The sequence below is a fragment of the Salmonella enterica subsp. enterica serovar Typhimurium str. LT2 genome (assembly GCF_000006945.2).
Classification (GTDB): domain Bacteria; phylum Pseudomonadota; class Gammaproteobacteria; order Enterobacterales; family Enterobacteriaceae; genus Salmonella; species Salmonella enterica.
The window spans coordinates 2,782,846-2,808,206 of the sequence record NC_003197.2 but is presented as its reverse complement, the minus strand read 5'-3'; the positions used below and the strand labels follow the sequence as shown (position 1 = coordinate 2,808,206).

19 protein-coding genes, 1 tRNA gene, 3 rRNA genes, 1 pseudogene and 18 other annotated features are annotated in these 25,361 nt (G+C 52.4%); of the genes and pseudogenes, 12 read left to right on the top strand and 12 right to left on the bottom strand.

Translation table 11 applies throughout. The features are described 5' to 3' along the window. Nucleotides 1-46: 46 nt before the first annotated feature. The 4 genes and pseudogenes from STM2666 to yfiO all read right to left on the bottom strand — a co-directional run bounded on the left by STM2666 (nt 47) and on the right by yfiO (nt 1,563). Nucleotides 47-101 (bottom strand): hypothetical protein gene (locus STM2666; protein ID NP_449055.1). Within the gene, nt 47-94 belong to an annotated coding region; the region does not span the whole gene. Continuing rightward, nucleotides 96-101 (bottom strand) — a ribosome-binding site (putative RBS for STM2666; RegulonDB:STMS1H002756). Its footprint overlaps the gene before it by 6 nt. Before the next feature lie 96 nt (nt 102-197). Further along, nucleotides 198-548 (bottom strand): ribosome associated factor gene (yfiA, locus tag STM2665; protein ID NP_461595.1). Within the gene, nt 198-536 belong to an annotated coding region; the region does not span the whole gene. After that, nucleotides 543-548: a ribosome-binding site (putative RBS for yfiA; RegulonDB:STMS1H002755), on the bottom strand. It overlaps the preceding gene by 6 nt. A gap of 24 nt (nt 549-572) precedes the next feature. Further along, nucleotides 573-772, bottom strand: a pseudogene (locus tag STM2664) (pseudogene; two in-frame stops relative to E. coli b2596). A gap of 35 nt (nt 773-807) precedes the next feature. Continuing rightward, nucleotides 808-1,563 (bottom strand): putative lipoprotein gene (gene yfiO / locus STM2663; RefSeq protein ID NP_461594.1). Within the gene, nt 808-1,545 belong to an annotated coding region; the region does not span the whole gene. Further along, nucleotides 1,558-1,563: a ribosome-binding site (putative RBS for yfiO; RegulonDB:STMS1H002753), on the bottom strand. Its footprint overlaps the gene before it by 6 nt. Before the next feature lie 101 nt (nt 1,564-1,664). Further along, nucleotides 1,665-1,670 (top strand) — a ribosome-binding site (putative RBS for rluD; RegulonDB:STMS1H002752). Here yfiO and rluD point away from each other — a divergent pair. From rluD to kgtP, 9 genes are all read left to right on the top strand, one after another. Beyond that, the gene (gene rluD / locus STM2662) for a pseudouridine synthase (protein ID NP_461593.1) occupies nt 1,665-2,657 on the top strand. Within the gene, nt 1,677-2,657 belong to an annotated coding region; the region does not span the whole gene. (Overlaps the previous feature by 6 nt.) Further along, nucleotides 2,643-2,648 (top strand) — a ribosome-binding site (putative RBS for yfiH; RegulonDB:STMS1H002751). It overlaps the preceding gene by 6 nt. Continuing rightward, nucleotides 2,643-3,385, top strand: a protein-coding gene (gene yfiH, locus STM2661; RefSeq protein ID NP_461592.1) for a putative inner membrane protein. Within the gene, nt 2,654-3,385 belong to an annotated coding region; the region does not span the whole gene. The genes rluD and yfiH overlap by 15 nt, the downstream gene beginning before the upstream one ends. Before the next feature lie 121 nt (nt 3,386-3,506). Continuing rightward, nucleotides 3,507-3,512: a ribosome-binding site (putative RBS for clpB; RegulonDB:STMS1H002750), on the top strand. After that, the gene (gene clpB, locus STM2660; protein NP_461591.1) for an ATP-dependent protease occupies nt 3,507-6,088 on the top strand. Within the gene, nt 3,515-6,088 belong to an annotated coding region; the region does not span the whole gene. It overlaps the preceding feature by 6 nt. Nucleotides 6,089-6,543: 455 nt before the next feature. Continuing rightward, nucleotides 6,544-8,086, top strand: a 16S ribosomal RNA gene (gene rrsG / locus STM2659). Nucleotides 8,087-8,173: 87 nt separating this feature from the next. Continuing rightward, nucleotides 8,174-8,246: transfer RNA gene (gltW, locus tag STM2658), tRNA-Sec, on the top strand. Nucleotides 8,247-8,439: 193 nt separating this feature from the next. Next, nucleotides 8,440-11,449, top strand: a 23S ribosomal RNA gene (gene rrlG, locus STM2657). Nucleotides 11,450-11,642: 193 nt separating this feature from the next. After that, nucleotides 11,643-11,764, top strand: a 5S ribosomal RNA gene (gene rrfG, locus STM2656). Together the 16S, 23S and 5S rRNA genes with 1 tRNA gene alongside form the textbook arrangement of a ribosomal RNA operon. 197 nt (nt 11,765-11,961) lie before the next feature. Continuing rightward, nucleotides 11,962-11,967 (top strand) — a ribosome-binding site (putative RBS for STM2655; RegulonDB:STMS1H002747). Continuing rightward, nucleotides 11,962-12,424 (top strand): putative cytoplasmic protein gene (locus tag STM2655; protein NP_461590.1). Within the gene, nt 11,969-12,424 belong to an annotated coding region; the region does not span the whole gene. (Overlaps the previous feature by 6 nt.) A gap of 91 nt (nt 12,425-12,515) precedes the next feature. Beyond that, nucleotides 12,516-12,521: a ribosome-binding site (putative RBS for kgtP; RegulonDB:STMS1H002746), on the top strand. Then, nucleotides 12,516-13,829 (top strand): MFS family alpha-ketoglutarate permease gene (gene kgtP / locus STM2654; RefSeq protein NP_461589.1). Within the gene, nt 12,528-13,829 belong to an annotated coding region; the region does not span the whole gene. (Overlaps the previous feature by 6 nt.) Here kgtP and yfiM read toward each other — a convergent pair. The 5 genes from yfiM to trxC form a co-directional block, all read right to left on the bottom strand. Beyond that, nucleotides 13,826-14,162, bottom strand: a protein-coding gene (gene yfiM / locus STM2653; protein ID NP_461588.1) for a putative outer membrane lipoprotein. Within the gene, nt 13,826-14,149 belong to an annotated coding region; the region does not span the whole gene. The genes kgtP and yfiM overlap by 4 nt on opposite strands. Then, nucleotides 14,157-14,162: a ribosome-binding site (putative RBS for yfiM; RegulonDB:STMS1H002745), on the bottom strand. It overlaps the preceding gene by 6 nt. Nucleotides 14,163-14,193: 31 nt before the next feature. Further along, the gene (pssA, locus tag STM2652; protein ID NP_461587.1) for a phosphatidylserine synthase occupies nt 14,194-15,567 on the bottom strand. Within the gene, nt 14,194-15,549 belong to an annotated coding region; the region does not span the whole gene. Next, nucleotides 15,562-15,567: a ribosome-binding site (putative RBS for pssA; RegulonDB:STMS1H002744), on the bottom strand. It overlaps the preceding gene by 6 nt. A 96-nt stretch (nt 15,568-15,663) precedes the next feature. Further along, nucleotides 15,664-18,337, bottom strand: a protein-coding gene (gene yfiQ, locus STM2651) for a putative acetyl-CoA synthetase (RefSeq protein NP_461586.1). Within the gene, nt 15,664-18,324 belong to an annotated coding region; the region does not span the whole gene. Then, nucleotides 18,332-18,337 (bottom strand) — a ribosome-binding site (putative RBS for yfiQ; RegulonDB:STMS1H002743). It overlaps the preceding gene by 6 nt. Nucleotides 18,338-18,377: 40 nt before the next feature. Continuing rightward, complete coding sequence (yfiP, locus tag STM2650; protein NP_461585.1) at nt 18,378-19,058, bottom strand: putative cytoplasmic protein; 681 nt, start codon at nt 19,056-19,058, stop codon at nt 18,378-18,380. 72 nt (nt 19,059-19,130) lie between these two features. Continuing rightward, nucleotides 19,131-19,560, bottom strand: a protein-coding gene (trxC, locus tag STM2649; protein ID NP_461584.1) for a thioredoxin 2, redox factor. Within the gene, nt 19,131-19,550 belong to an annotated coding region; the region does not span the whole gene. Beyond that, nucleotides 19,555-19,560, bottom strand: a ribosome-binding site (putative RBS for trxC; RegulonDB:STMS1H002742). It overlaps the preceding gene by 6 nt. 181 nt (nt 19,561-19,741) lie before the next feature. Then, nucleotides 19,742-19,747 (top strand) — a ribosome-binding site (putative RBS for yfiF; RegulonDB:STMS1H002741). On the opposite strand from trxC, the gene yfiF reads away from it, so the two are divergent. Beyond that, nucleotides 19,742-20,791 (top strand): putative tRNA/rRNA methyltransferase gene (gene yfiF / locus STM2648; RefSeq protein NP_461583.1). Within the gene, nt 19,754-20,791 belong to an annotated coding region; the region does not span the whole gene. Its footprint overlaps the feature before it by 6 nt. Nucleotides 20,792-20,906: 115 nt before the next feature. Here yfiF and ung read toward each other — a convergent pair. Beyond that, nucleotides 20,907-21,608 (bottom strand): uracil-DNA-glycosylase gene (gene ung, locus STM2647; protein NP_461582.1). Within the gene, nt 20,907-21,596 belong to an annotated coding region; the region does not span the whole gene. Next, nucleotides 21,603-21,608, bottom strand: a ribosome-binding site (putative RBS for ung; RegulonDB:STMS1H002740). Its footprint overlaps the gene before it by 6 nt. Nucleotides 21,609-21,899: 291 nt before the next feature. Further along, nucleotides 21,900-21,905, top strand: a ribosome-binding site (putative RBS for yfiD; RegulonDB:STMS1H002739). Here ung and yfiD point away from each other — a divergent pair. After that, nucleotides 21,900-22,298 (top strand): putative formate acetyltransferase gene (gene yfiD, locus STM2646; RefSeq protein NP_461581.1). Within the gene, nt 21,915-22,298 belong to an annotated coding region; the region does not span the whole gene. It overlaps the preceding feature by 6 nt. A gap of 61 nt (nt 22,299-22,359) precedes the next feature. On the opposite strand, the gene yfiK is transcribed toward yfiD, so the two are convergent. Continuing rightward, the gene (gene yfiK / locus STM2645; protein ID NP_461580.1) for a putative transport protein occupies nt 22,360-22,960 on the bottom strand. Within the gene, nt 22,360-22,947 belong to an annotated coding region; the region does not span the whole gene. Next, nucleotides 22,955-22,960: a ribosome-binding site (putative RBS for yfiK; RegulonDB:STMS1H002738), on the bottom strand. It overlaps the preceding gene by 6 nt. Nucleotides 22,961-23,043: 83 nt before the next feature. Further along, nucleotides 23,044-23,049 (top strand) — a ribosome-binding site (putative RBS for yfiE; RegulonDB:STMS1H002737). Here yfiK and yfiE point away from each other — a divergent pair. Beyond that, nucleotides 23,044-23,949, top strand: a protein-coding gene (yfiE, locus tag STM2644; RefSeq protein ID NP_461579.1) for a putative LysR family transcriptional regulator. Within the gene, nt 23,050-23,949 belong to an annotated coding region; the region does not span the whole gene. Its footprint overlaps the feature before it by 6 nt. 17 nt (nt 23,950-23,966) lie before the next feature. Here yfiE and srmB read toward each other — a convergent pair. After that, nucleotides 23,967-25,311 (bottom strand): ATP-dependent RNA helicase gene (gene srmB, locus STM2643; RefSeq protein ID NP_461578.1). Within the gene, nt 23,967-25,301 belong to an annotated coding region; the region does not span the whole gene. Continuing rightward, nucleotides 25,306-25,311 (bottom strand) — a ribosome-binding site (putative RBS for srmB; RegulonDB:STMS1H002736). Its footprint overlaps the gene before it by 6 nt. Nucleotides 25,312-25,361: the final 50 nt, after the last annotated feature.

Here is a 25,361-nt window from a genome sequence, read left to right as displayed (position 1 = left end):
CTTGTTCGTCTTCGCATTCTTTATCACATGACGAAACGCCTCCCGGTCAGGGGAAGATAAAAAAGAATGCGAAGAAAAACCGGGTGAGCTTCATAACTGTTTCCTTTGTGTACGTAAGTACAGTACCCGTACTGTTTTAATCCTGTCAACAAAAAACGCGCCCGAAGGCGCGTTGGCGATACACTCAATGTAAGGGACTACTCTTCTTCTGCTTCGACGAAGCTGGCATCTTTCACCGATGCGGTGGCACGACGGGCTTCGCCTTTGTGCTGCACTTTATTGAGCTGCCGTTCCAGCTTGTTGATCAATTCATTAATAGCGGTGTACATATCTTCGTGTTTTGCGCTGGCGACCAGATGTCCGTTCGGTGTATTAATGGTGGCGTCAGCAATAAAGCCCTGTGGCTCTTTAGACAGAATGATATGAGGATTAATCAGGTGAGTTTGCCATTTTTCCAGTTTGGCGAGACGGTCTGCGACATGTTGGCGGATTGCCGGAGTAATTTCCATTTGTTTACTGGTAATGTTCATTGTCATAAATTTTACCTCTTGTCTTTCCCGTCTTGGTGATTCCAGCATACCGTTCTTAATGTCAAAATGTGTGATGTAAATCACATTATTTTGTCACTTTTTGTCAAGGCGAACTTTTTGTGAGGCATCGCAGGAAGAAGCGATCTTTTACTTGAGGAATGGCTGAAAGCAGGCCATATTTGACTGGATGCGTTGCAGTGAAATCATTTCTGTTGCATCAGATACCGAATAAAAAAACGGCAGCCGGAAGGCTGCCGTTTTGCTTGTTTGTATTGCTTCAGGTGTTTTTGCTGTTAGCGGCAATAATTTTCGCGACTTTGTCAGCCTGCGCATTCAGCTGCATCTGACGATAGGCGTTTTCCATCAGCGGCAACGCATCGCGCGTGGCCTGCGTATCAGGATAATTGCGTAGCATACCTTCTACCCGGTTTACGACCGCAACCCATGCGCCGCGCGCGGTATAGTACTCTGCGACGGAATATTCATATTTCGCCAGACGGTCTTTCAGGAATACCAGACGCTTAGTGGCATCGGTGGTGTACTGGCTATTAGGATAGCTGCGTACCAGTTTCGAAAAGTCATTGAACGCCGCCCGCGCATGTTGCGGATCGCGATCGCTGCGATCGACGCCAAAGAAACCTTGCAGCGCGCTATCATCCAGCGCCATGTTCGTCAGGCCGCGCATGTACATGACATAGTCAATATTAGGGTGCGTTGGATTAAGACGCATAAAACGATCGATGGCGGCCTGCGCTAGCGGCAAATCGGCGTTTTTGTAATAGGCGTAGATAAGATCCAACTGCACCTGCTGAGAATACGGTCCGAATGGATAACGATTATCTAACGCTTCCAATTGCGTTATTGCCTGTTTCCAGTTACCGTCCTGCAGCTTTTGCTGAGCAGTCGCGTAGATTTCATTCGGCGGATTATCGGGCACCTCTTCCTTTGAACCCGAGCAACCCGCCAGAAACAGGCTCAACGTGGCTGCTGCCACCAGATATTTCATGCGCGTCATGACGTTTTGACTTTCCTCAAAATGTTTTACGGGAGATTCTCTGTTCCTGCTCCCGGTTAAGACCAGCTACAATAGCACACTATATTAAACGGCAAAGCCGTAAAACCCAACGTTAAACGAAGAAGCTGTATATGGCACAACGAGTACAACTCACCGCAACGGTCTCCGAAAACCAACTCGGTCAACGCTTAGATCAGGCTTTGGCCGAAATGTTCCCGGATTATTCACGTTCGCGTATAAAAGAATGGATTTTGAATCAGCGCGTGTTGGTCAATGGTCAACTTTGCGATAAGCCAAAAGAAAAAGTGTTAGGTGGCGAGCGGGTGGCTATTGATGCGGAGATCGACGAAGAGATTCGTTTTGAAGCGCAGGATATCCCGTTAGATATTGTTTATGAAGATGACGATATTCTGGTTATCAACAAACCACGCGATCTGGTGGTACATCCTGGCGCGGGTAACCCGGACGGTACGGTACTGAACGCGTTGCTACATTATTATCCGCCGATTGCGGATGTCCCGCGCGCGGGCATTGTACATCGTCTGGATAAGGACACGACGGGGCTGATGGTGGTGGCCAAAACCGTTCCGGCGCAAACGCGCCTGGTGGAGTCTTTGCAGCTGCGCGAGATCACCCGCGAATATGAAGCGGTCGCGATCGGACATATGACGGCGGGAGGAACGGTGAATGAACCCATCAGTCGTCACCCGACCAAACGTACCCATATGTCAGTGCATCCCATGGGCAAACCGGCGGTGACCCACTACCGCATTATGGAACATTTCCGTGTGCACACGCGTCTTAGGCTGCGTCTGGAGACCGGGCGTACGCACCAGATCCGCGTGCATATGGCGCATATTACGCACCCGTTAGTGGGCGATCAGGTCTACGGTGGTCGTCCACGTCCACCGAAAGGCGCATCGGAAGAGTTTATTTCCACTCTGCGTAAGTTTGACCGCCAGGCGCTTCATGCAACGATGCTGCGTCTCTACCATCCTGTATCGGGTATCGAAATGGAGTGGCACGCGCCGATTCCACAAGATATGGTGGACCTTATCGATGCGATGCGCGCCGATTTTGAAGATCATAAAGATGATGTGGACTGGTTATGAATGCACTGATTGTCCCGCAGTGGCCGCTGCCGAAAGGCGTCGCAGCCTGTAGTTCTACCCGTATTGGCGGGGTGAGTTTACCGCCTTACGACTCGCTGAATCTGGGCGCGCATTGCGGCGATAACCCGGAGCATGTTGAAGAGAACCGCAAGCGTCTGTTTGCGGCGGGCAATCTGCCTTCGAAACCTGTCTGGCTTGAACAGGTTCACGGTAAAAATGTGTTGAGGCTTACCGGAGAACCTTATGCCTCCAAACGTGCGGATGCGTCTTACAGCAATACGCCAGGAACCGTCTGCGCGGTAATGACGGCAGACTGCCTGCCTGTGCTATTCTGTAACCGTGAGGGAACAGAAGTGGCGGCGGCTCATGCGGGCTGGCGCGGATTATGTGAAGGCGTACTGGAGGAAACTGTCACCTGCTTTGCTGACAAACCAGAAAATATCATCGCCTGGTTAGGTCCGGCGATCGGCCCGACCGCGTTTGAAGTGGGGCCGGAAGTGCGTGACGCATTTTTAGCAAAAGATGCGCAAGCCGATAGCGCATTTTTGCCGCACGGGGAAAAATTTCTGGCGGATATTTATCAGCTTGCACGCCAACGTCTGGCGAATACCGGCGTTGAACATGTCTATGGCGGGGATCGCTGCACCTTTAGCGAAAGTGAGACTTTCTTCTCTTATCGTCGCGACAAGACGACAGGTCGTATGGCAAGTTTTATTTGGCTGATATAACCTAAAGAATCAAGACGATCCGGTACGGGTAACTTTCTTTTCACATAATTCAGGTCATTCACCTTGAATAATTGAGGGATGACCTCATTTAATCTCCAGTAGCAATTTTGACCTGTTATGGGAGGAGTTATGCGTCTGGATCGTCTTACTAACAAATTCCAGCTTGCTCTTGCCGATGCCCAGTCGCTCGCGCTGGGGCACGACAACCAATTCATCGAACCTCTTCATTTAATGAGCGCCTTGCTGAACCAGGAAGGGGGATCGATACGTCCTTTATTAACCTCCGCCGGCATTAATGCTGGCCAGTTGCGCACCGCTATCGATCAGGCGCTGAGCCGTTTACCGCAGGTGGAAGGCACCGGCGGCGACGTACAGCCTTCTTCGGAACTGGTACGCGTACTGAACCTTTGCGACAAGCTGGCGCAAAAACGGGGAGACAATTTTATTTCGTCAGAGCTGTTTGTTCTGGCGGCGCTTGAGTCTCGCGGCACGTTAACCGATCTGCTGAAATCAGCCGGTGCGACCACGGCCAATATCACTCAGGCAATTGAACAGATGCGCGGAGGTGAAAGCGTGAACGATCAAGGGGCTGAAGACCAACGTCAGGCCTTGAAAAAATATACCGTCGATCTGACCGAGCGGGCTGAACAAGGCAAGCTTGACCCGGTAATTGGTCGTGATGAAGAAATTCGCCGTACCATTCAGGTACTGCAACGTCGTACCAAAAACAACCCGGTGTTAATCGGTGAGCCAGGGGTCGGTAAAACGGCAATTGTTGAAGGACTGGCGCAGCGCATTATTAACGGTGAAGTCCCTGAAGGCTTAAAAGGTCGCCGCGTACTGGCGCTGGATATGGGCGCGCTGGTGGCGGGGGCGAAATATCGCGGCGAATTTGAAGAGCGTCTGAAAGGCGTGCTGAACGATCTGGCGAAACAGGAAGGCAACGTCATCCTGTTTATTGACGAGCTGCACACGATGGTTGGCGCAGGTAAGGCTGATGGCGCAATGGACGCCGGGAATATGCTGAAACCGGCGCTGGCGCGTGGTGAACTGCACTGTGTGGGCGCCACCACGCTGGATGAATACCGTCAGTACATTGAAAAAGACGCGGCGCTGGAACGTCGTTTTCAAAAAGTGTTTGTCGCAGAACCTTCAGTGGAAGACACCATCGCTATTCTGCGTGGCCTGAAAGAACGTTACGAGCTGCACCACCATGTGCAGATCACTGACCCGGCGATTGTGGCGGCGGCAACATTATCTCACCGCTATATCGCCGACCGTCAGTTGCCGGATAAAGCTATCGACCTCATCGATGAAGCTGCATCCAGCATTCGTATGCAGATTGACTCTAAGCCGGAGGAGCTGGACAGACTCGACCGCCGCATTATTCAGCTCAAACTGGAACAGCAGGCGTTGATGAAAGAGTCTGACGAGGCGAGTAAAAAACGTCTCGATATGCTCAACGAAGAACTGGACGACAAAGAGCGCCAGTATTCTGAGCTGGAAGAAGAGTGGAAAGCGGAAAAAGCGTCGCTCTCTGGTACGCAAACTATTAAAGCGGAGCTGGAGCAGGCGAAGATTGCCATCGAGCAGGCGCGTCGCGTTGGCGACCTGGCGCGAATGTCTGAACTGCAGTACGGCAAAATTCCGGAGCTGGAAAAACAGCTGGAAGCCGCGACCCAGTCGGAAGGTAAAACCATGCGTCTGTTACGTAACAAAGTAACGGATGCGGAAATTGCCGAAGTGCTAGCGCGCTGGACCGGTATTCCGGTTTCCAGAATGCTGGAAGGCGAACGTGAAAAACTGTTGCGTATGGAACAAGAGTTACACAGCCGTGTGATCGGGCAGAATGAAGCCGTTGAAGCAGTATCGAACGCCATACGTCGTAGCCGTGCTGGGCTGTCCGATCCGAACCGTCCGATTGGTTCCTTCCTGTTCCTGGGGCCGACGGGGGTCGGTAAAACCGAACTGTGTAAAGCACTGGCTAACTTTATGTTCGACAGCGACGACGCGATGGTGCGTATCGACATGTCTGAGTTTATGGAGAAACACTCCGTGTCTCGTTTGGTCGGGGCGCCTCCGGGATATGTCGGCTATGAAGAAGGCGGTTATTTGACGGAAGCGGTGCGCCGTCGCCCTTATTCCGTCATCTTGTTGGATGAAGTGGAAAAAGCGCATCCGGATGTATTCAACATTCTGTTGCAGGTGCTGGACGACGGTCGACTGACTGACGGGCAGGGGAGAACGGTCGACTTCCGTAATACGGTGGTCATTATGACTTCTAACCTCGGTTCCGATCTCATTCAGGAGCGCTTTGGCGAACTGGATTACGGTCGAATGAAAGAGATGGTGCTGGGTGTGGTTAGCCAAAACTTCCGTCCGGAATTTATCAACCGTATTGATGAAGTTGTGGTATTCCATCCGTTAGGTGAACAACACATCGCTTCTATTGCTCAGATCCAGCTGCAGCGTCTGTACAAACGTCTGGAAGAACGTGGTTATGAAATCCATATCTCCGACGAGGCGCTGAAACTGTTGAGCGCCAACGGTTACGATCCGGTCTACGGGGCGCGTCCGTTAAAACGTGCTATTCAACAGCAGATCGAAAACCCACTGGCGCAGCAAATCCTGTCTGGTGAACTGGTTCCTGGCAAAGTGATTCGCCTTGAAGCCAATGATGATCGTATTGTGGCAGTGCAGTAAGTCACAAATTTGAATAAAACGGGCCCTGACGGGCTCGTTTTTGTTTAAAAACCAGGCGAAAATAGGCTTTTGGTTCAAATGTTGTTTGAAAAGTGAACGGTTGAGCTTTTTTTTGCATTTAGGTCTTGTCAGGCTCTAATAACTCCCTATAATGCGCCACCACTGACACGGAACAACGGCATACAGGCCGCCGGGTCAGAAAAGCTTCGTTAAGAAGTCTGTGAGGAAAGCGAAAATAAAGGCTTGACTCAAAAAGAGGAAAGCGTAATATACGCCACCTCGCGACGGTGAGCTGCAAGCCGCGTCGCACCTGCTCTTTAACAATTTATCAGACAATCTGTGTGGGCACTCGAAGATACGGATTCTTAACGTCCTCGGACGAAAAATGAATACCAAATCTCAAGAGTGAACACGTAATTCATTACGAAGTTTAATTCTTTGAGCATCAAACTTTTAAATTGAAGAGTTTGATCATGGCTCAGATTGAACGCTGGCGGCAGGCCTAACACATGCAAGTCGAACGGTAACAGGAAGCAGCTTGCTGCTTTGCTGACGAGTGGCGGACGGGTGAGTAATGTCTGGGAAACTGCCTGATGGAGGGGGATAACTACTGGAAACGGTGGCTAATACCGCATAACGTCGCAAGACCAAAGAGGGGGACCTTCGGGCCTCTTGCCATCAGATGTGCCCAGATGGGATTAGCTTGTTGGTGAGGTAACGGCTCACCAAGGCGACGATCCCTAGCTGGTCTGAGAGGATGACCAGCCACACTGGAACTGAGACACGGTCCAGACTCCTACGGGAGGCAGCAGTGGGGAATATTGCACAATGGGCGCAAGCCTGATGCAGCCATGCCGCGTGTATGAAGAAGGCCTTCGGGTTGTAAAGTACTTTCAGCGGGGAGGAAGGTGTTGCGGTTAATAACCGCAGCAATTGACGTTACCCGCAGAAGAAGCACCGGCTAACTCCGTGCCAGCAGCCGCGGTAATACGGAGGGTGCAAGCGTTAATCGGAATTACTGGGCGTAAAGCGCACGCAGGCGGTCTGTCAAGTCGGATGTGAAATCCCCGGGCTCAACCTGGGAACTGCATTCGAAACTGGCAGGCTTGAGTCTTGTAGAGGGGGGTAGAATTCCAGGTGTAGCGGTGAAATGCGTAGAGATCTGGAGGAATACCGGTGGCGAAGGCGGCCCCCTGGACAAAGACTGACGCTCAGGTGCGAAAGCGTGGGGAGCAAACAGGATTAGATACCCTGGTAGTCCACGCCGTAAACGATGTCTACTTGGAGGTTGTGCCCTTGAGGCGTGGCTTCCGGAGCTAACGCGTTAAGTAGACCGCCTGGGGAGTACGGCCGCAAGGTTAAAACTCAAATGAATTGACGGGGGCCCGCACAAGCGGTGGAGCATGTGGTTTAATTCGATGCAACGCGAAGAACCTTACCTGGTCTTGACATCCACAGAACTTTCCAGAGATGGATTGGTGCCTTCGGGAACTGTGAGACAGGTGCTGCATGGCTGTCGTCAGCTCGTGTTGTGAAATGTTGGGTTAAGTCCCGCAACGAGCGCAACCCTTATCCTTTGTTGCCAGCGATTAGGTCGGGAACTCAAAGGAGACTGCCAGTGATAAACTGGAGGAAGGTGGGGATGACGTCAAGTCATCATGGCCCTTACGACCAGGGCTACACACGTGCTACAATGGCGCATACAAAGAGAAGCGACCTCGCGAGAGCAAGCGGACCTCATAAAGTGCGTCGTAGTCCGGATTGGAGTCTGCAACTCGACTCCATGAAGTCGGAATCGCTAGTAATCGTGGATCAGAATGCCACGGTGAATACGTTCCCGGGCCTTGTACACACCGCCCGTCACACCATGGGAGTGGGTTGCAAAAGAAGTAGGTAGCTTAACCTTCGGGAGGGCGCTTACCACTTTGTGATTCATGACTGGGGTGAAGTCGTAACAAGGTAACCGTAGGGGAACCTGCGGTTGGATCACCTCCTTACCTTAAAGAAGCGTACTTTGCAGTGCTCACACAGATTGTCTGATGAAAAGTAAATAGCAAGGCGTCTTGCGAAGCAGACTGATACGTCCCCTTCGTCTAGAGGCCCAGGACACCGCCCTTTCACGGCGGTAACAGGGGTTCGAATCCCCTAGGGGACGCCACTTGCTGGTTTGTGAGTGAAAGTCACCTGCCCTAATATCTCAAAACTGACTTACGAGTCACGTTTGAGATATTTGCTCTTTAAAAATCTGGATCAAGCTGAAAATTGAAACACAGAACAACGAAAGTTGTTCGTGAGTCTCTCAAATTTTCGCAGCACGATGATGAATCGTAAGAAACATCTTCGGGTTGTGAGGTTAAGCGACTAAGCGTACACGGTGGATGCCCTGGCAGTCAGAGGCGATGAAGGGCGTGCTAATCTGCGATAAGCGCCGGTAAGGTGATATGAACCGTTATAACCGGCGATACCCGAATGGGGAAACCCAGTGTGACTCGTCACACTATCATTAACTGAATCCATAGGTTAATGAGGCGAACCGGGGGAACTGAAACATCTAAGTACCCCGAGGAAAAGAAATCAACCGAGATTCCCCCAGTAGCGGCGAGCGAACGGGGAGGAGCCCAGAGCCTGAATCAGCATGTGTGTTAGTGGAAGCGTCTGGAAAGGCGCGCGATACAGGGTGACAGCCCCGTACACAAAAGCGCATGTGCTGTGAGCTCGATGAGTAGGGCGGGACACGTGGTATCCTGTCTGAATATGGGGGGACCATCCTCCAAGGCTAAATACTCCTGACTGACCGATAGTGAACCAGTACCGTGAGGGAAAGGCGAAAAGAACCCCGGCGAGGGGAGTGAAAAAGAACCTGAAACCGTGTACGTACAAGCAGTGGGAGCCCCACCACCAAAGCATTCTCTGGTGTTGAAGGCCCTGCAAAGCAGCATCGCGGTGGCGGAGCGTCGTTTGCGACGCCCAACACACAAAACAAGCGGTGAATGCTTTGGGGTGGGGTGACTGCGTACCTTTTGTATAATGGGTCAGCGACTTATATTCTGTAGCAAGGTTAACCGAATAGGGGAGCCGGAGGGAAACCGAGTCTTAATTGGGCGTTAAGTTGCAGGGTATAGACCCGAAACCCGGTGATCTAGCCATGGGCAGGTTGAAGGTTGGGTAACACTAACTGGAGGACCGAACCGACTAATGTTGAAAAATTAGCGGATGACCTGTGGCTGGGGGTGAAAGGCCAATCAAACCGGGAGATAGCTGGTTCTCCCCGAAAGCTATTTAGGTAGCGCCTCGTGAATTCATCTCCGGGGGTAGAGCACTGTTTCGGCTAGGGGGCCATCCCGGCTTACCAACCCGATGCAAACTGCGAATACCGGAGAATGTTATCACGGGAGACACACGGCGGGTGCTAACGTCCGTCGTGAAGAGGGAAACAACCCAGACCGCCAGCTAAGGTCCCAAAGTCATGGTTAAGTGGGAAACGATGTGGGAAGGCCCAGACAGCCAGGATGTTGGCTTAGAAGCAGCCATCATTTAAAGAAAGCGTAATAGCTCACTGGTCGAGTCGGCCTGCGCGGAAGATGTAACGGGGCTAAACCATGCACCGAAGCTGCGGCAGCGACGCTGATGCGTTGTTGGGTAGGGGAGCGTTCTGTAAGCCTGCGAAGGTGACCTGTGAGGGTTGCTGGAGGTATCAGAAGTGCGAATGCTGACATAAGTAACGATAAAGCGGGTGAAAAGCCCGCTCGCCGGAAGACCAAGGGTTCCTGTCCAACGTTAATCGGGGCAGGGTGAGTCGACCCCTAAGGCGAGGCCGAAAGGCGTAGTCGATGGGAAACGGGTTAATATTCCCGTACTTGGTGTTACTGCGAAGGGGGGACGGAGAAGGCTATGTTGGCCGGGCGACGGTTGTCCCGGTTTAAGCGTGTAGGTGTGTGTTCCAGGTAAATCCGGTTCACTTTAACACTGAGGCGTGATGACGAGGCACTACGGTGCTGAAGCAACAAATGCCCTGCTTCCAGGAAAAGCCTCTAAGCATCAGGTAACATCAAATCGTACCCCAAACCGACACAGGTGGTCAGGTAGAGAATACCAAGGCGCTTGAGAGAACTCGGGTGAAGGAACTAGGCAAAATGGTGCCGTAACTTCGGGAGAAGGCACGCTGACACGTAGGTGAAGTGATTTACTCACGGAGCTGAAGTCAGTCGAAGATACCAGCTGGCTGCAACTGTTTATTAAAAACACAGCACTGTGCAAACACGAAAGTGGACGTATACGGTGTGACGCCTGCCCGGTGCCGGAAGGTTAATTGATGGGGTCAGCGCAAGCGAAGCTCCTGATCGAAGCCCCGGTAAACGGCGGCCGTAACTATAACGGTCCTAAGGTAGCGAAATTCCTTGTCGGGTAAGTTCCGACCTGCACGAATGGCGTAATGATGGCCAGGCTGTCTCCACCCGAGACTCAGTGAAATTGAACTCGCTGTGAAGATGCAGTGTACCCGCGGCAAGACGGAAAGACCCCGTGAACCTTTACTATAGCTTGACACTGAACATTGAGCCTTGATGTGTAGGATAGGTGGGAGGCTTTGAAGTGTGGACGCCAGTCTGCATGGAGCCGACCTTGAAATACCACCCTTTAATGTTTGATGTTCTAACGTGGACCCGTAATCCGGGTTGCGGACAGTGTCTGGTGGGTAGTTTGACTGGGGCGGTCTCCTCCTAAAGAGTAACGGAGGAGCACGAAGGTTGGCTAATCCTGGTCGGACATCAGGAGGTTAGTGCAATGGCATAAGCCAGCTTGACTGCGAGCGTGACGGCGCGAGCAGGTGCGAAAGCAGGTCATAGTGATCCGGTGGTTCTGAATGGAAGGGCCATCGCTCAACGGATAAAAGGTACTCCGGGGATAACAGGCTGATACCGCCCAAGAGTTCATATCGACGGCGGTGTTTGGCACCTCGATGTCGGCTCATCACATCCTGGGGCTGAAGTAGGTCCCAAGGGTATGGCTGTTCGCCATTTAAAGTGGTACGCGAGCTGGGTTTAGAACGTCGTGAGACAGTTCGGTCCCTATCTGCCGTGGGCGCTGGAGAACTGAGGGGGGCTGCTCCTAGTACGAGAGGACCGGAGTGGACGCATCACTGGTGTTCGGGTTGTCATGCCAATGGCACTGCCCGGTAGCTAAATGCGGAAGAGATAAGTGCTGAAAGCATCTAAGCACGAAACTTGCCCCGAGATGAGTTCTCCCTGAGACTTTAGGTCTCCTGAAGGAACGTTGAAGACGACGACGTTGATAGGCCGGGTGTGTAAGCGCAGCGATGCGTTGAGCTAACCGGTACTAATGAACCGTGAGGCTTAACCTTACAACGCCGAAGATGTTTTGGCGGATGAGAAGACGATTTTCAGCAGTGATTCCGGATTTTCGGGAACGAAAGATTTTACGCTGAGGCAAGGCGGCAAATGAAGGAAAGGAAGGAGCATACAGAAGTATGTGACTGACTTTACGAATGCAGCCAACGCAGCATCGGTGTAAAAGATTCGTTTCTGGCAACAGAATTTGCCTGGCGGCACTAGCGCGGTGGTCCCACCTGACCCCATGCCGAACTCAGAAGTGAAACGCCGTAGCGCCGATGGTAGTGTGGGGTCTCCCCATGCGAGAGTAGGGAACTGCCAGGCATCAAATAAAACGAAGGGCCCTGTCGGAAGACAGGGCCTTTTGTTTTTGTCTGTTTCTGCCGGATGGCGGCTCCGCCTTATCCGGCCTACAGGAATTATCCCGCCTACGAAGTTGGTGCTCTTGTAGAACTGATAAGAGCACAACCCACCCAATCATTAACGATGAACTATCCTTTACACGTGCTTATATAAGCAGTGAGGATTTTCATTGGCTATCAAACCTTTTAACTACCAGCAGGACTTTTCCAGCATCGACTTCCGCCAGCAGCCTGAATTGTATCAGGTTGGACGAGGCGAGCAGGGGGTGCTACTGGTTGAACCCTACAAAAGCGAAATTCTTCCTTTCTGGCGCTATAAAGATGAAGCATCGGCGATGAAATCCGCAGAACAGATCTACCAGTTGTTCGAAGCTTACCGGCAGCAGGATGATTTCGTTGGTATGGACATGGCGCGTAAATTTATTCAGATGGGATACACCCGCGCCAGGCGATACGCTAACTATAAAGGCGGTAAAAAGTATGCAGAAGACGGCAGCCTGAATACACGGGGTAATGATCCTATTAAGGCCGCGGCGGCAACGGTTTTCAAAGGTTGGTGGGATAAAATCCGTCAGGACGAAGACTATCTGAAACGGAAACGCCAGCATCAGGCACGGTGGGGATAAAAATTAGCAAACAAATAATTAACACTTTATTTACTTTTGGGTCTCGCGTAATCTGAATCTCCAAAATAAAAGGCCGATTAAGCCTGGCAACAAGGAGAACAGTATGGCAGAAATTATTCAGCGTATAGATAAAAACAACGCTGAGGCTCCGGAGATGCGGCGACGCATATGGGCTATCGTGGGGGCCTCTTCCGGAAACTTAGTGGAATGGTTTGATTTCTACGTCTACTCTTTCTGCTCGCTCTATTTTGCACATATCTTCTTTCCTTCTGGTAATACCACTACTCAGCTTTTGCAAACGGCAGGCGTCTTTGCCGCCGGTTTTTTAATGCGGCCTATCGGTGGTTGGCTATTTGGACGCATTGCAGATCGACGCGGGCGCAAAGCCTCAATGTTGATTTCGGTGTGCATGATGTGCATGGGGTCGCTGGTGATTGCCTGCTTACCTGGTTACGATACCATCGGCACCTGGGCACCGGCGCTGCTACTTATTGCAAGGTTATTTCAGGGGCTCTCGGTAGGGGGAGAGTATGGGACCAGCGCGACATATATGAGTGAAGTTGCGCTTGAAGGTCGTAAGGGATTTTTCGCGTCGTTTCAGTACGTTACGCTTATCGGTGGCCAACTACTGGCATTGCTGGTCGTTGTGATTTTGCAGCAGGTTCTGGACGATGCTGAGCTTCGTGCCTGGGGATGGCGTATTCCCTTTGCGCTGGGCGCCGTGCTGGCGGTTGTGGCGTTATGGCTACGTCGCCAGCTGGATGAAACCTCGAAGCATGAGACTCGCGCATTAAAAGAAGCCGGTTCGTTGAAAGGTTTGTGGCGTAATCGCAAAGCCTTTTTGATGGTGCTTGGTTTCACCGCGGCAGGCTCGCTGTGCTTTTATACCTTCACCACCTATATGCAGAAATATCTGGTAAATACAGCAGGTATGCATGCCAATGTCGCCAGCGGCATTATGACGGCTGCGCTGTGTGTTTTCATGTTGGTGCAGCCGTTATTCGGCGCGTTATCCGATAAGATTGGCAGGCGCACCTCTATGCTATGTTTTGGCGCACTCGCGACGCTTTTCACCGTTCCAATTCTCTCCGCGTTGCAGAATGTGACGTCGCCTTATGCCGCATTTGCTTTAGTGATATGCGCGCTATTGATTGTGAGTTTCTATACCTCGATTAGCGGGATCCTGAAAGCGGAGATGTTTCCGGCGCAGGTTCGCGCCCTGGGCGTCGGTTTATCTTACGCGGTAGCAAACGCGTTATTTGGCGGCTCTGCGGAATATGTCGCGCTGTCGCTAAAATCTGTCGGTATGGAGAGTTCGTTCTTCTGGTATGTTACCGCGATGGCCGTTCTGGCTTTCCTGGTTTCGTTGATGTTGCACCGTAAAGGAAAGGGCTTACGCCTTTAGTATCGCGCCATTTGCCAGATAGCGTAACCGGTTGTCGCGCCAGCGACATCCCAGACAAAATCTTTCCAGCTCCAGCCGCTGCCTTCCGGGCGGCTGTCCCAGAGTTCTTTTGAGGCTCCGAGACTCAAAGAAAACATCAGCCCTATCGCTGCGCTGCGGTCAGGGCTTACTCCCTGGTGACGCGCATACTCATTACCGGCTGCCGATAGCATCGCTGATGCCATAAAATGCTGGGCTTTATCCTGACCGCTCCAGTGGTCGTTAGCCAGATGGCTGCACCCGGAGAGAAACAACACCGTAAAAGGAATCAACACGCGCACCAGTTCACTCCTAAGAGAAAACCCCGTACAGGACGGGGCTTCGATTACAGGATACGGCTAATTAATCTGTCGATGCGGATCCGGCGCAGACGGCGAATCAATTTACGCACTTTTATCGGATAGTCGGCAATGCTCTGCAGGTCACGATAATGTTTTACGATGGTTGTGTGCGTTCGGATAAGTTCCAGCTCTTTTTCCCGCTGAGGGGCAAGCTCCTGCTTAGGATCGTGGATCAAAATGGCGTTTTCCAGATCCAGACGCCAGGCGCGGGGATTCAGGTTGTTGCCGGTGAGTAGCATCCATTTATCATCTACCCACATCCCTTTCAGATGATAGGTATTGTCGTCATCTTTCCACAGACGCACCACAAGCTGATCGGTATTGACGTAATACTGTAAACGGCTCAGGAAGCGGCGCAGGTTAATCTCATAGAGATAGGGCAGCGCGCCAATGATCTTGAACGGTTCATCTTCCGGAATGTAAAAATCATTCGCGGTTTTATCGCCAACAATGATTTCGACTTTCTTTCCGTCGCGCAGTAGCTGAATAATATTCCGCACCAGTACCGCTGGTAGATTGAAGTAAGGGGTACAAATGGTGAGCTTATGCTCCGCACAGGGCATGAGATGGAAAATGGTTTTGTTCAACAGACTGGACTTTCCAAGCCCGACCAGCGGCGTAACGGAGAGCTGCTCGTCATTAGCGTCACCCTGAAAATGATATGACGCATCACGCAGCTCCTGACGGTATAAGCGGATATCGTTTTTAATCTCCGGGCTTTTCGGCCGCTGGGTATTATCCAGACGATTCACACCACGGCCATTCATCAGATTTTGCGTCACCCAGTCAAACATGATGTCTGCCATTTGCCGATTGCGAATCAGCTGGTAGCGATCGTAGCGATATTTGTCATGCTGATGGAGATAGACATCGTTCAGGCTGGCGCCGCTGTACAGGACGCTATCATCAATGATAAAGCCTTTAAAATGCAGTACGCCAAGCGCTTCTCGCGTATTAATCGGTACGCCGTAAACCGGGACATCAATGCCGGGGTTTTCCTGCGCCAGTCGGCAATACCAGTCTGCATTGGTATTCGAGGCCGCTGCGCCAATGCGCCCGCGTTGCGCGCGATGCCAGTCGACCAGCACCCTCACGTCCAGTTCAGGACGCTGCCGTTTAGCCGCATAGAGCGCGTCGAGTATACCTTTACCCCCATCGTCCTGTTCCAGATACAGGGCAACGATACAAATACGCTGCGTCGCGCTGGCGATTTTCTCCAGCAGTGTCTCCCGAAAAGTAGCAGGAGTATAAAAGAAATCTACATCATCAACTGACTGAGAAATCTTAGGGAGTTGGGCAAGGTGTTGTTGATGTTTATTACGCTTAAATTTTGACAACATCACAGTGCATTTCTTCTCTGTTCATTGAAGGGTCCTCTGTGCTATGCAGACGACATAAGCGAGCAATAATAACATCAGTACCCGTTAAAGTGGTCAACATTTCCAGTACATTACTCACGATTCATCACATTTGGCCAGATTCAGCGTCAATCCCACGATGCCCTCTTCGAGCTGAATATCGACCTGAAATCCCAGTTTTCTGGCCAGCGCGACCATGCCGCGATTGTTTGGCATCGTAATACCGTTCAGCCGCTTCAATCCGTGATCGCGAGTATAGGCAATCAATTTCTCCATTAAACGGCGTCCTAAACCCAACCCTTTGAGATCTGAACGCACCAATACGGCAAATTCGGCATCTACGTTGTCAGGATCGGAGATCGCGCGCGTTACGCCGAGGATCTCTTCAGCATTGTCCATCCGCCTCACGGCCACAAAGGCCATTTCTCGATCGTAGTCGATCTGCGTCATGTTGGCTAAATCTTCATGGGTGAATTCGTTGATCTCGCTGAAATAACGGTAGTAAAGATCCTCTTTGGTGACCTGTGCGATGAATTGTCGCAGTTGGGGCTCATCTTCCGGCAGGATAGGACGGAACAGGCAGCGATCGCCATTTTTCATCTCCACCCACTCTTCAAGCTGGTGGGGATAGGGGCGTACCGCAAGTCGACTTTCGTTATCGCCATCAAACGGGGCAATATCCAGCGTCACATCCAGCGCGGTAAACTCACTGGCGGAAGCCAGCAGCGGATGGATATCCAGACGCTGAATTTCCGGGCAGTCGACAATCAGGTTTGAAACCTGGACCAGCAATTGGCTTAAACCGACAATATCCAGCGGACGCAGCGCGCTACGGGCGCGAATTTTCCGCTGTTTAATGCCCTGAATCACCAGATAGCGCGCCAGGTTCATGTTGAGCGGCGGCAGCGCGACGACAGCCTGCTCTTCCGGACGCCACTCTACGCCGCCTTCACCCAACATAATCAAAGGACCAAACACCGGATCGTGCTCGACCACCACACGAAGCTCCTGCGCGCCGGCGCGGTTAGCCATGCTTTGTACCAGCAAACCGTGAATCCGCGCTTGCGGCCAGGCCATCTTTACACGATCAAAAATAGCGTTCGCGGCCTGTTGTACCTCGCTTGCGGTCCGCAGGTAAAGCATGACCCCCTGAACTTCAGATTTATGCGGAATGTCGGGCGAGCGCAGCTTGAGAGCTACCGGATAGCCTATCTGTTCGGCAATATGCACCGCTTCAGCGCTGTCGCTGGCAATCCAGGTTGGGAGCGTGTGCAGCCCATAGGCGTGTAAAATCGGCTGTACTTCATGGGTATCCAGTGAGGCGGCGCCTTCCGCAATCGCCCGCTGTAACAGATTATGCGCCTCAGCGGTATTGGACGTCAGGTTACTCGGCAACGCTGGCGTTTCCCGCAGTTGCTTCTGGTTACGCCGGTATTCCACCATATGCATAAACGCGGTAATCGTGCCTTCCGGCGTACGGTAGGTTGGTAATCCGGCTTCGCTGAATAGCCGTCTTGCCTCCTGAGACGAGAACTCGCCGCACCAGTTTGTCAGCAGCGTAACAAACTTGCCTCTGGGGTGGCGCTTAATCGTCTCGATCAGAGCATGGGCGCTTTCTGTACCCGGCGCGGCAGCGCTGGGAGAGTGGATAACCATAAGCGCGTCAAAATCCTGACTGGCGAGCAGGATATCCAGCGTTTTGACGTAATGTTCGCTGCTGGCGTCATCACACAGATCCAGCGGATTGGCAATATCTATGTGCGCGGGAAGCGCCTGCCGTAGTTGCAGGCAGGTCTCTTCGCTCAACGTCGCCAGCTTGCCGTTACGCGACCACAACTCATCTAACGCCAGCGCGGCAGGCGCGGCGCCATTGCTGATGATCATCAGTCTGTCGCCGCGTAGCGGACGCATATGGCTCAGTGTTTCGACGGCGGAAAAAAGCTCGTGCGTATCCTGGACTCGCAGCAGGCCTGCGCGCTGGATGGCCGCATCCCACGCAGGGTCCATTCCCGCGCTGGTATTAAGTAAACGCTGGGCTGCCGGGCTTCGGCCGCTTTTAATCACCAGAATCGGTTTGTTACGTGAAGCGCTACGGGCGGCGGAAACAAAACGGCGGGCGTCGCTTAACTGTTCCAGATAGAGCAAAATCGCGCTGGTCTTGCTGTCGCGCGCCAGATAGTCCAGTAGTTCATCGACATCAATATCCAGGCTATCGCCCAGCGCGATAAAGTAGGAAAAGCCCATTTCACGCTGTTGCGCCCAGTCAAGAATAGTATTGGACACGGCGGCAGACTGGGAAATAAAAGCGAGCTTGCCCTGTTTAATCGGGACGGGAGAAAAGCTGGCATTCAGCCCTTGCCACGGCGCGAGGAGCCCAAGACTGTTTGGACCCAGCAGACGCATTTTATAATGCCGGGCACAGGCAAGAAGTTCTTCATGTTGCGACGTGGGAGCAGAAAGGATAATGCACGTTTTACACCCTTTCGCGCCAAGCGCGTCCAGTAACGCCAGGTTACGGCTGGCGTTAGTGCATAAAATAGCCAGATCGGGGGTGAAAGGAAGACTGGCGATATCCGGCCAGGCCATGACGCCTAAAACGGCTTTCCAGGCGGGCGTCACGGGAAGGACGGGGCCATTGAATCCGCCCGCCAACAAGTTACGCATCATCAGGTAACCCGCGCGGTGGGGCTTCATTGATGCGCCAATCACCGCGATCGATTTTGGTCGCAGTAGCGCTTCCAGTCCTTGCTGGCTCATACCGGTTTCCCTTACACAGAAGTGACCGGATAATTTTAAACGCTTTCGCTATTTTATGCTGTGACGTTTCCCGGATGTTGCGTTTTTCCTGCCAGATAGCGCGTTTTGAAACGGGTGAAATGTTCACCTAAACTGGTTGCCGCCTCGGTATCTCCCGCCAGATCTAACAACGCTATGGCGACTTCGGCGGTACAATATTGCCCTTCGGCATGGATTTCACGCAGACGATAAGCTGAAAGACGCGATAAATCGACGGAAATGACCGGCAGATGATCCAGATAAGGGCATTTACGAAACATTTTACGTGCTTCGGGCCAGGTGCCGTCCAGCATAATAAACAGCGGCGGTTTCCCGGCGGGCGGGGTGGAAATGACCTCGCGCGCTTCGCCGGCGTAGGACGCAGGAAAGACCACTATCGGTTGATAATCCGGATGCTGTACCAGCTCCAGCAACGCCTGCGGCGGCTCGGTACGCGACCACTGAAACGCCGCGGTATCCGGCAAAATATCGGCTATCAGCCGGCCGGTATTGCTGGGTTTCATCGGTTCAGTGTCAAACATGACCAGACAAAAACGGCTTTTCGCCTGAGAAGGCGTTAACGTATCACACAGGCAAGATTTTAGCGGCAGCAGGCAGCGTTGACAGCGGCGAACCCGATTGCCTCTGGCAAGAAAAGGGCGAGTAGCGCGCGCAAGCCGTTCGGCGCGTAACTGAAGGACAGCGTTATTGGTCATAGAAAGCGTTTGCGGAGAAAAACGCTATTGTGGCAGAGGTGAAAACGGGGCACAAGATGCGCCCCGTGGCGTTTACAGCGCTTCGTTCAGCCAGCTGTCGAAAGGCGCTTTAGGCACTGCGCCATTAAGCATATCGACCACCTGTCCATGTTTAAAAATCATAATCGTCGGGATGCTGCGGATACCGAAACGGGCGCTGAGTTCCCGTTCCGCCTCGGTATTCACTTTGACGAAACGGACTTTACCGCTGCGCTCTTCTGCGACATCCTCGAAGATTGGCGCAAAGTTACGGCAAGGGCCGCACCAGGGGGCCCAAAAGTCGATCACCACTGGAAGATCGTCCTTCAACAGTTTGTCCAGCGTTTCGCCGGTCGCATTAATGACTTCTCCGTCAAACAACTCATGACCGCAGCGTCCACATTTTGCCGCATCCTGAAGCCGATCGTCGGGGATGCGGTTAATGGCCTGACAATGGGTACAAACGGTGTTCATAGCTAACCTCTGAATACGTCGGAAGACGTCCCGCTACGCGCGGGATGTTTCTATAATGTTACATATTATCGAGGAGTCTGTGCTAAACAACAATGTGTTTTATTCAATGAGTACAATAGTCGCAAGCTTTTAAACGAAATCATGGCTAACCGGATGCACATCGGGTAATCTTCGCGCTTCGCGCAGCGCTGGTGGAGAAAAGCATGAACGATGAATTAAAAAACAAAAGCGGCAAAGTCAAAGTGATGTATGTCCGTAGTGATGATGACTCTGATAAACGCACCCATAACCCGCGTACCGGGAAAGGGGGAGGCCGCCCAGCAAAGTCTCGCACTGACGGTGGACGTCGCCCCGCCCGTGATGAGCGAAATAATCAGAGCCGTGACCGTAAACATGAAACTTCGCCGTGGCGCACCGTGTCCCGCGCGCCAGGCGATGAAACGCCTGAGAAAGTCGATCATGGTGGTATTAGCGGTAAAAGTTTTATTGACCCTGAAGTTTTGCGTCGCCAGCGTGCGGAAGAGACGCGCGTCTACGGTGAAAACGCCTGCCAGGCGCTATTCCAGAGCCGTCCTGACGCCATCGTGCGCGCATGGTTTATCCAAAGCGTAACGCCGCGTTTTAAAGAGGCGCTGCGCTGGATGGCGGCGAATCGTAAAGCCTACCATGTGGTGGATGAAGCCGAACTGGCAAAAGCTTCCGGGACTGAGCACCACGGTGGCGTGTGTTTCCTGATTAAAAAGCGTAACGGTACGACCGTTAAGCAATGGGTAAAGCAGGCGGCGGATCAAGACTGCGTGCTGGCGTTGGAAGATGTCGCTAACCCGCATAATCTGGGCGGCATGATGCGTAGCTGCGCGCACTTCGGCGTGAAAGGCGTGGTGGTACAGGATGCGGCGTTGCTGGAGTCCGGCGCGGCGATTCGTACCGCGGAAGGCGGGGCGGAGCATGTCCAGCCGATCACTGGTGAAAGCATTGTTGACGTACTGGATGATTTTCGTCAGGCGGGGTACACCGTGGTGACGACGTCCAGCGATCGCGGTCAGGCGCTCTTTAGTACGACCCTGCCGGAAAAGATGGTGCTGGTCTTAGGCCGTGAATATGACTACCTGCCGGAAGCGGCGCGCGAACCCGACGATCTGTGCGTGAAAATTAACGGCACCGGGAACGTGGAAAGCCTGAATGTGTCGGTTGCGACAGGCGTACTGCTCGCCGAGTGGTGGCGACAGAATAAAGCGTAAGGGCTGCAGCCCGGTGACGCAACGCGCGCCGGGCCAATGATGTACTTTCTACCGCCCGGTCAGACAAGGCGCTTTCGCGCCGTTATCCGGGCGATAAAACGGCGAGTCGCCAACGTTATTCACTCTCAGCCGGTAATACTGGCGTCCAGTCGATAGTTTTCTCGCCGTGTTGTTCCAGCCATTGGTTCGTTAGCGCAAAATGGTTACAGCCAAAAAATCCGCGGTGCGCAGAGAGTGGCGAGGGATGCGGAGCTTTCAGAATATGGTGGCGCTGTGGATCAATAATCGCGCCTTTCTTCTGGGCGTGCGAGCCCCACAGCAGGAAGACAACCCCTTCGCGGTGTTGGTTAATCAGGCTTATCACTTTATCCGTAAAGGTTTCCCACCCCAGGCTGGCATGAGAGTGCGCCTGGCCTGCCCGTACCGTGAGCACCGTATTCAGTAACAGTACGCCCTGGCGCGCCCAGCTTTCCAGATAACCGTGCGCGGGGCGAACAAAGCCGGGAATGGAGGCTTCCAGCTCTTTGTACATATTCACTAATGATGGCGGGGGAGCGATCCCAGGACGCACGGAAAACGCCAGACCATGTGCCTGGCCGGGGCCGTGGTAAGGATCTTGTCCCAGGATCACCACCTTAACGTCGCCCAGTTCCGTAAAGCGAAAGGCGTTAAACACATCTTTTTGCGGCGGGTAGACCGTGATACCCGACTGACGCTCGCCAGCAACAGTGTGAAGCGTATTGATAAAGTAAGGTTGCTGTTTCTCATCAGCCAGCACATCGTGCCAGGTTAACTCAGTCGCCATCTCGCTCTCCTGCGAATTTCCAGTTCCCTTAGCTTAACTGCTTCTTTCTGCAGTGCAAAATCCTGCGTGCTACAAAAACGGTTACCTACAAAAGATAGTTGAAAATTTATGTAAAAAGTTTATAGGTCTGAATGGTGTAAGTTGATGTAAAACAATAAATTCCCTTCATCACCCTTTTTGTGGTGTGGTTTTTATTGATTTAAATCAAAGAATGAAGGGTGATCGAAGGGTATATATACACTCAAGCAACAATGGTTTTACCAATTGGCCGGGATTAGGCCGACCGAAATCAAATAATTTTGCCTGGGGAGGCATCACATGATTACAGGTATCCAGATTACTAAAGCCGCTAACGACGACCTGCTGAATTCCTTCTGGCTGCTGGACAGCGAAAAAGGCGAAGCGCGCTGCATCGTTGCAAAATCCGGCTTTGCTGAAGATGAAGTTGTGGCTGTCAGCAAACTGGGCGAGATTGAATACCGTGAAATTCCGATGGAAGTTAAACCGGAAGTACGCGTTGAAGGCGGTCAGCATCTGAACGTTAACGTTCTGCGTCGTGAAACTCTGGAAGATGCGGTTAAGCATCCGGAAAAATACCCGCAACTGACTATTCGTGTTTCTGGTTATGCGGTGCGTTTTAACTCCCTGACGCCGGAACAGCAGCGCGACGTTATCGCTCGTACCTTTACCGAAAGCCTGTAAGGCTTATCCGGTAATAACAAGCGGAAGAGGCCGGGCCTTTTCCGCTTTTGTTTTATTTGGGTCAGTAAAAAATCCGCACCGCGCAGTACACCAGCAGTAACGCCAGAATGATATTTAACTGGCGACCATAATGGCGAAACGCCCGCTGAAACAGATGTCCCGCCAGCGCCCAACACACATTACCGAACGTGCCGATCAATGCCAGCAATATACTGACGCCGATGACCCAATTCAGCGCCTGCGTTTGCGGTAAAACAAATGTAGACAGAGCGGTAATGCCGTACAGAATAATTTTGACGTTCACAAACTGCAGACCAAAGCTTACCCAAAAGCCAACCGGTTTTGGTCTGGCGTTCTCATCCGCCGCTGGACTGGTAGCAATTTTCCACGCCAGCCACAGGATATACGCAGCCCCCACCCAACTGAGCAAATGAATGATTGCCGGATCGATAACCGCAAGGGAAAACGCGATCCCGGCGCACAGCAGCATGACGACCAAAAATCCCAGACTCATACCTGCCAGTACACGAATACTCTGCCGAAAACCATGTGCAGTTGCTGCGCTAAGCGCGAGAATATTGTTAGGGCCGGGGGTAAGGGCGGTGATTAATGTATAAGTCCAGAAAGCGCTTAAAAGCATCGGTGTCACTTGTCATCTCCTCTGTTTTAGCAGACAGTACCCGATATGAAATATTTAAAAAAATGAATGTTTTTTAATTCTGAATTCGAGATTTTCGATAGGTTGGTGGTTATGGATCTGCGTCGGTTTATTACGCTGAAAACGGTAGTGGAAGAGGGCTCGTTTCTGCGGGCTTCGCAAAAGCTGTGCTGCACTCAGTCGACGGTAACTTTTCATATTCAACAGCTTGAACGTGAGTTTTCCCTGCAACTGTTCGAGAAAATAGGGCGCCGAATGTGCCTGACCAATGAGGGGAAAAAGCTGATGCCGCATATCCATGAACTGACGCGTGTGATGGAGTCGATTCGTGAAGCCGCAAGACAGGATGCGGAACCCGGCGGAGAGCTGCGCGTGGCGACAGGTGAAACCTTACTGGCGTACAAAATGCCGCAGGTTTTACAACGTTTTAAGCTGCGAGCGCCGAATGTCAGATTGTCGCTACAGTCGCTGAATTGCTATGTGATACGTGATGCGTTGCTGAATGACGAGGTCGATCTGGGCGTTTTTTATCGCGTAGGTAATGATGACGCGCTCACGATGCAGCAATTGGGGAAGCAGTCGCTGGCGCTGGTGGCCTCTCCACTGCTACAGGATGCTGATTTTACGCAGCCAGATCAGCATATTCCCTGTAGCTTCATCATCAATGAACCGCAATGTGTCTTCCGCCAGCTGTTTGAAAGTACGCTACGGCAGAGGCGGATTACGCTGGAAAACACCATTGAACTGTGGAGTATTGAAAGCATTAAACAGTGTGTGGCTGCTAACCTGGGCATCAGCTTTTTACCACGTTTTGCCGTTGAACGAGAACTTAGTACCGGTCAGTTGAAAGAGCTGCCGTTTGGCGCGCCGTCGCTATCGATCATGGCGCTGTGCGCCCATCATGCCGGGAAAGCGGTCAGCCCGGCAATGCAGATATTTATGCAGTGTATGGAGGCGTGTTTTACCGTGGAAGATAAAAAAATGCCGGGTTAACGAACCCGGCATTATCATCACTCTTCGCTGGATTGCTCCTGCATTTTCGTACCGCTTGGCTTGCGGCGCTTACCGATATTTTTTGTATCGCGGTGACGTTTCTTCACGCGCGGCTTCTCTTTTTCTTTCTCTTTTTTCTTCTCGGCGCGTTTCGCCAGCACTTTTTTCGACGGTTTGCCGGTCAACTTTTCGCTAGGCGCACGCGTGGTCGGGCGAAGCTCATCAATGACGCGCGCTTTTAGCGGCTCTTCGATGTAGCGACCGATTTTCAGCAGCAACAGATGGTCGTGGGCTTCTACCAGCGAGATTGCAGTGCCTTTGCGGCCAGCACGGCCTGTACGACCAATGCGATGCAGATAGGTATCGCCACTGCGCGGCATGTCGAAGTTAATGACGTGGCTGACGTCAGGAATATCAATCCCGCGTGCCGCGACGTCGGTCGCGACCAGCACGTTAACGCGACCGTCGGTGAGACGCTTAATACCTTCGTTACGTTTGATCTGCGCCATCTCACCTTCAAGATAGCAATTGTTGATCCCTGCCAGACGCAGTGTTTCAGCCAATTCATGGACGCGTTCACGTTTACGTACAAACACGATAGAACGGGTTGCATCGTCTTGTTTTAGCAGGTGCTTCAACAGCGCAACTTTATGTTCGAAATTGTCGGCACGGTAGTACCACTGGTGAATTTTCTTACGCTCGCGGGTTGACGGATTGGCAGAAACCTCAACCGGGTCTTCCAGCAGGCGCTCGGCAAAATCTTTAATCGCATCGCCTTCCAGCGTGGCGGAGAACAGCATCGTTTGTTTACGCCAGCGGGTCTCACCAGCGATATGTTCAATGTCCTGAGCGAAGCCCATGTCGAGCATCCGGTCAGCTTCGTCAAGGATCAGTGTTTCAACCGCCCGGCAGTCAAAGTTCTCTTCTTTTATATATTGCAGCAGACGGCCCGTCGTGGCGACCACGATATCCTGGTTTTCGCTAAACACTTCAGCATGGTTCATATAGGCCACGCCGCCGGTAATCGTGGCGATATCCAGATGAGTATGCTTAGCCAGTTCACGAGCGTGATCGGCAACCTGCATTGCCAGTTCGCGGGTTGGCGTCAGGATCAGAATGCGCGGCGGCCCCGATTTTTTACGCGGAAAGTCGAGCAGGTGCTGCAACGCCGGCAGCAGATATGCCGCCGTTTTACCGGTGCCTGTCGGCGCAGAACCGAGTACATCACGGCCATCGAGCGCAGGCGGAATGGCGGCAGCCTGAATGGCGGTCGGGCGAGTGAAACCTTTATCCTGGAGGGCATCCAGCAGGCTTTCGTCGAGTTCAAGTTCGGAAAAAGTCGTTACAGTCATGTTCTACCTCTGTGTGGGGCGCTGATTATAGACGTTACGGCCGCAATCTTCATCTGTTTG

Bases quoted from the DNA above. Each gene is read 5' to 3' on its own strand.
- yfiH (NP_461592.1), top strand. From the start codon at position 2,654: ATGAATGCACTGATTGTCCCGCAGTGGCCGCTGCCGAAAGGCGTCGCA.
- kgtP (NP_461589.1), top strand. From the start codon at position 12,528: ATGGCAGAAATTATTCAGCGTATAGATAAAAACAACGCTGAGGCTCCG.
- ung (NP_461582.1), bottom strand. From the start codon at position 21,596: ATGGCGACTGAGTTAACCTGGCACGATGTGCTGGCTGATGAGAAACAG.
- yfiE (NP_461579.1), top strand. From the start codon at position 23,050: ATGGATCTGCGTCGGTTTATTACGCTGAAAACGGTAGTGGAAGAGGGC.
- clpB (NP_461591.1), top strand. From the start codon at position 3,515: ATGCGTCTGGATCGTCTTACTAACAAATTCCAGCTTGCTCTTGCCGAT.
- yfiD (NP_461581.1), top strand. From the start codon at position 21,915: ATGATTACAGGTATCCAGATTACTAAAGCCGCTAACGACGACCTGCTG.
- yfiP (NP_461585.1), bottom strand. From the start codon at position 19,058: ATGACCAATAACGCTGTCCTTCAGTTACGCGCCGAACGGCTTGCGCGC.
- yfiO (NP_461594.1), bottom strand. From the start codon at position 1,545: ATGACGCGCATGAAATATCTGGTGGCAGCAGCCACGTTGAGCCTGTTT.
- yfiF (NP_461583.1), top strand. From the start codon at position 19,754: ATGAACGATGAATTAAAAAACAAAAGCGGCAAAGTCAAAGTGATGTAT.
- yfiA (NP_461595.1), bottom strand. From the start codon at position 536: ATGACAATGAACATTACCAGTAAACAAATGGAAATTACTCCGGCAATC.
- pssA (NP_461587.1), bottom strand. From the start codon at position 15,549: ATGTTGTCAAAATTTAAGCGTAATAAACATCAACAACACCTTGCCCAA.
- rluD (NP_461593.1), top strand. From the start codon at position 1,677: ATGGCACAACGAGTACAACTCACCGCAACGGTCTCCGAAAACCAACTC.
- yfiQ (NP_461586.1), bottom strand. From the start codon at position 18,324: ATGAGCCAGCAAGGACTGGAAGCGCTACTGCGACCAAAATCGATCGCG.
- trxC (NP_461584.1), bottom strand. From the start codon at position 19,550: ATGAACACCGTTTGTACCCATTGTCAGGCCATTAACCGCATCCCCGAC.
- srmB (NP_461578.1), bottom strand. From the start codon at position 25,301: ATGACTGTAACGACTTTTTCCGAACTTGAACTCGACGAAAGCCTGCTG.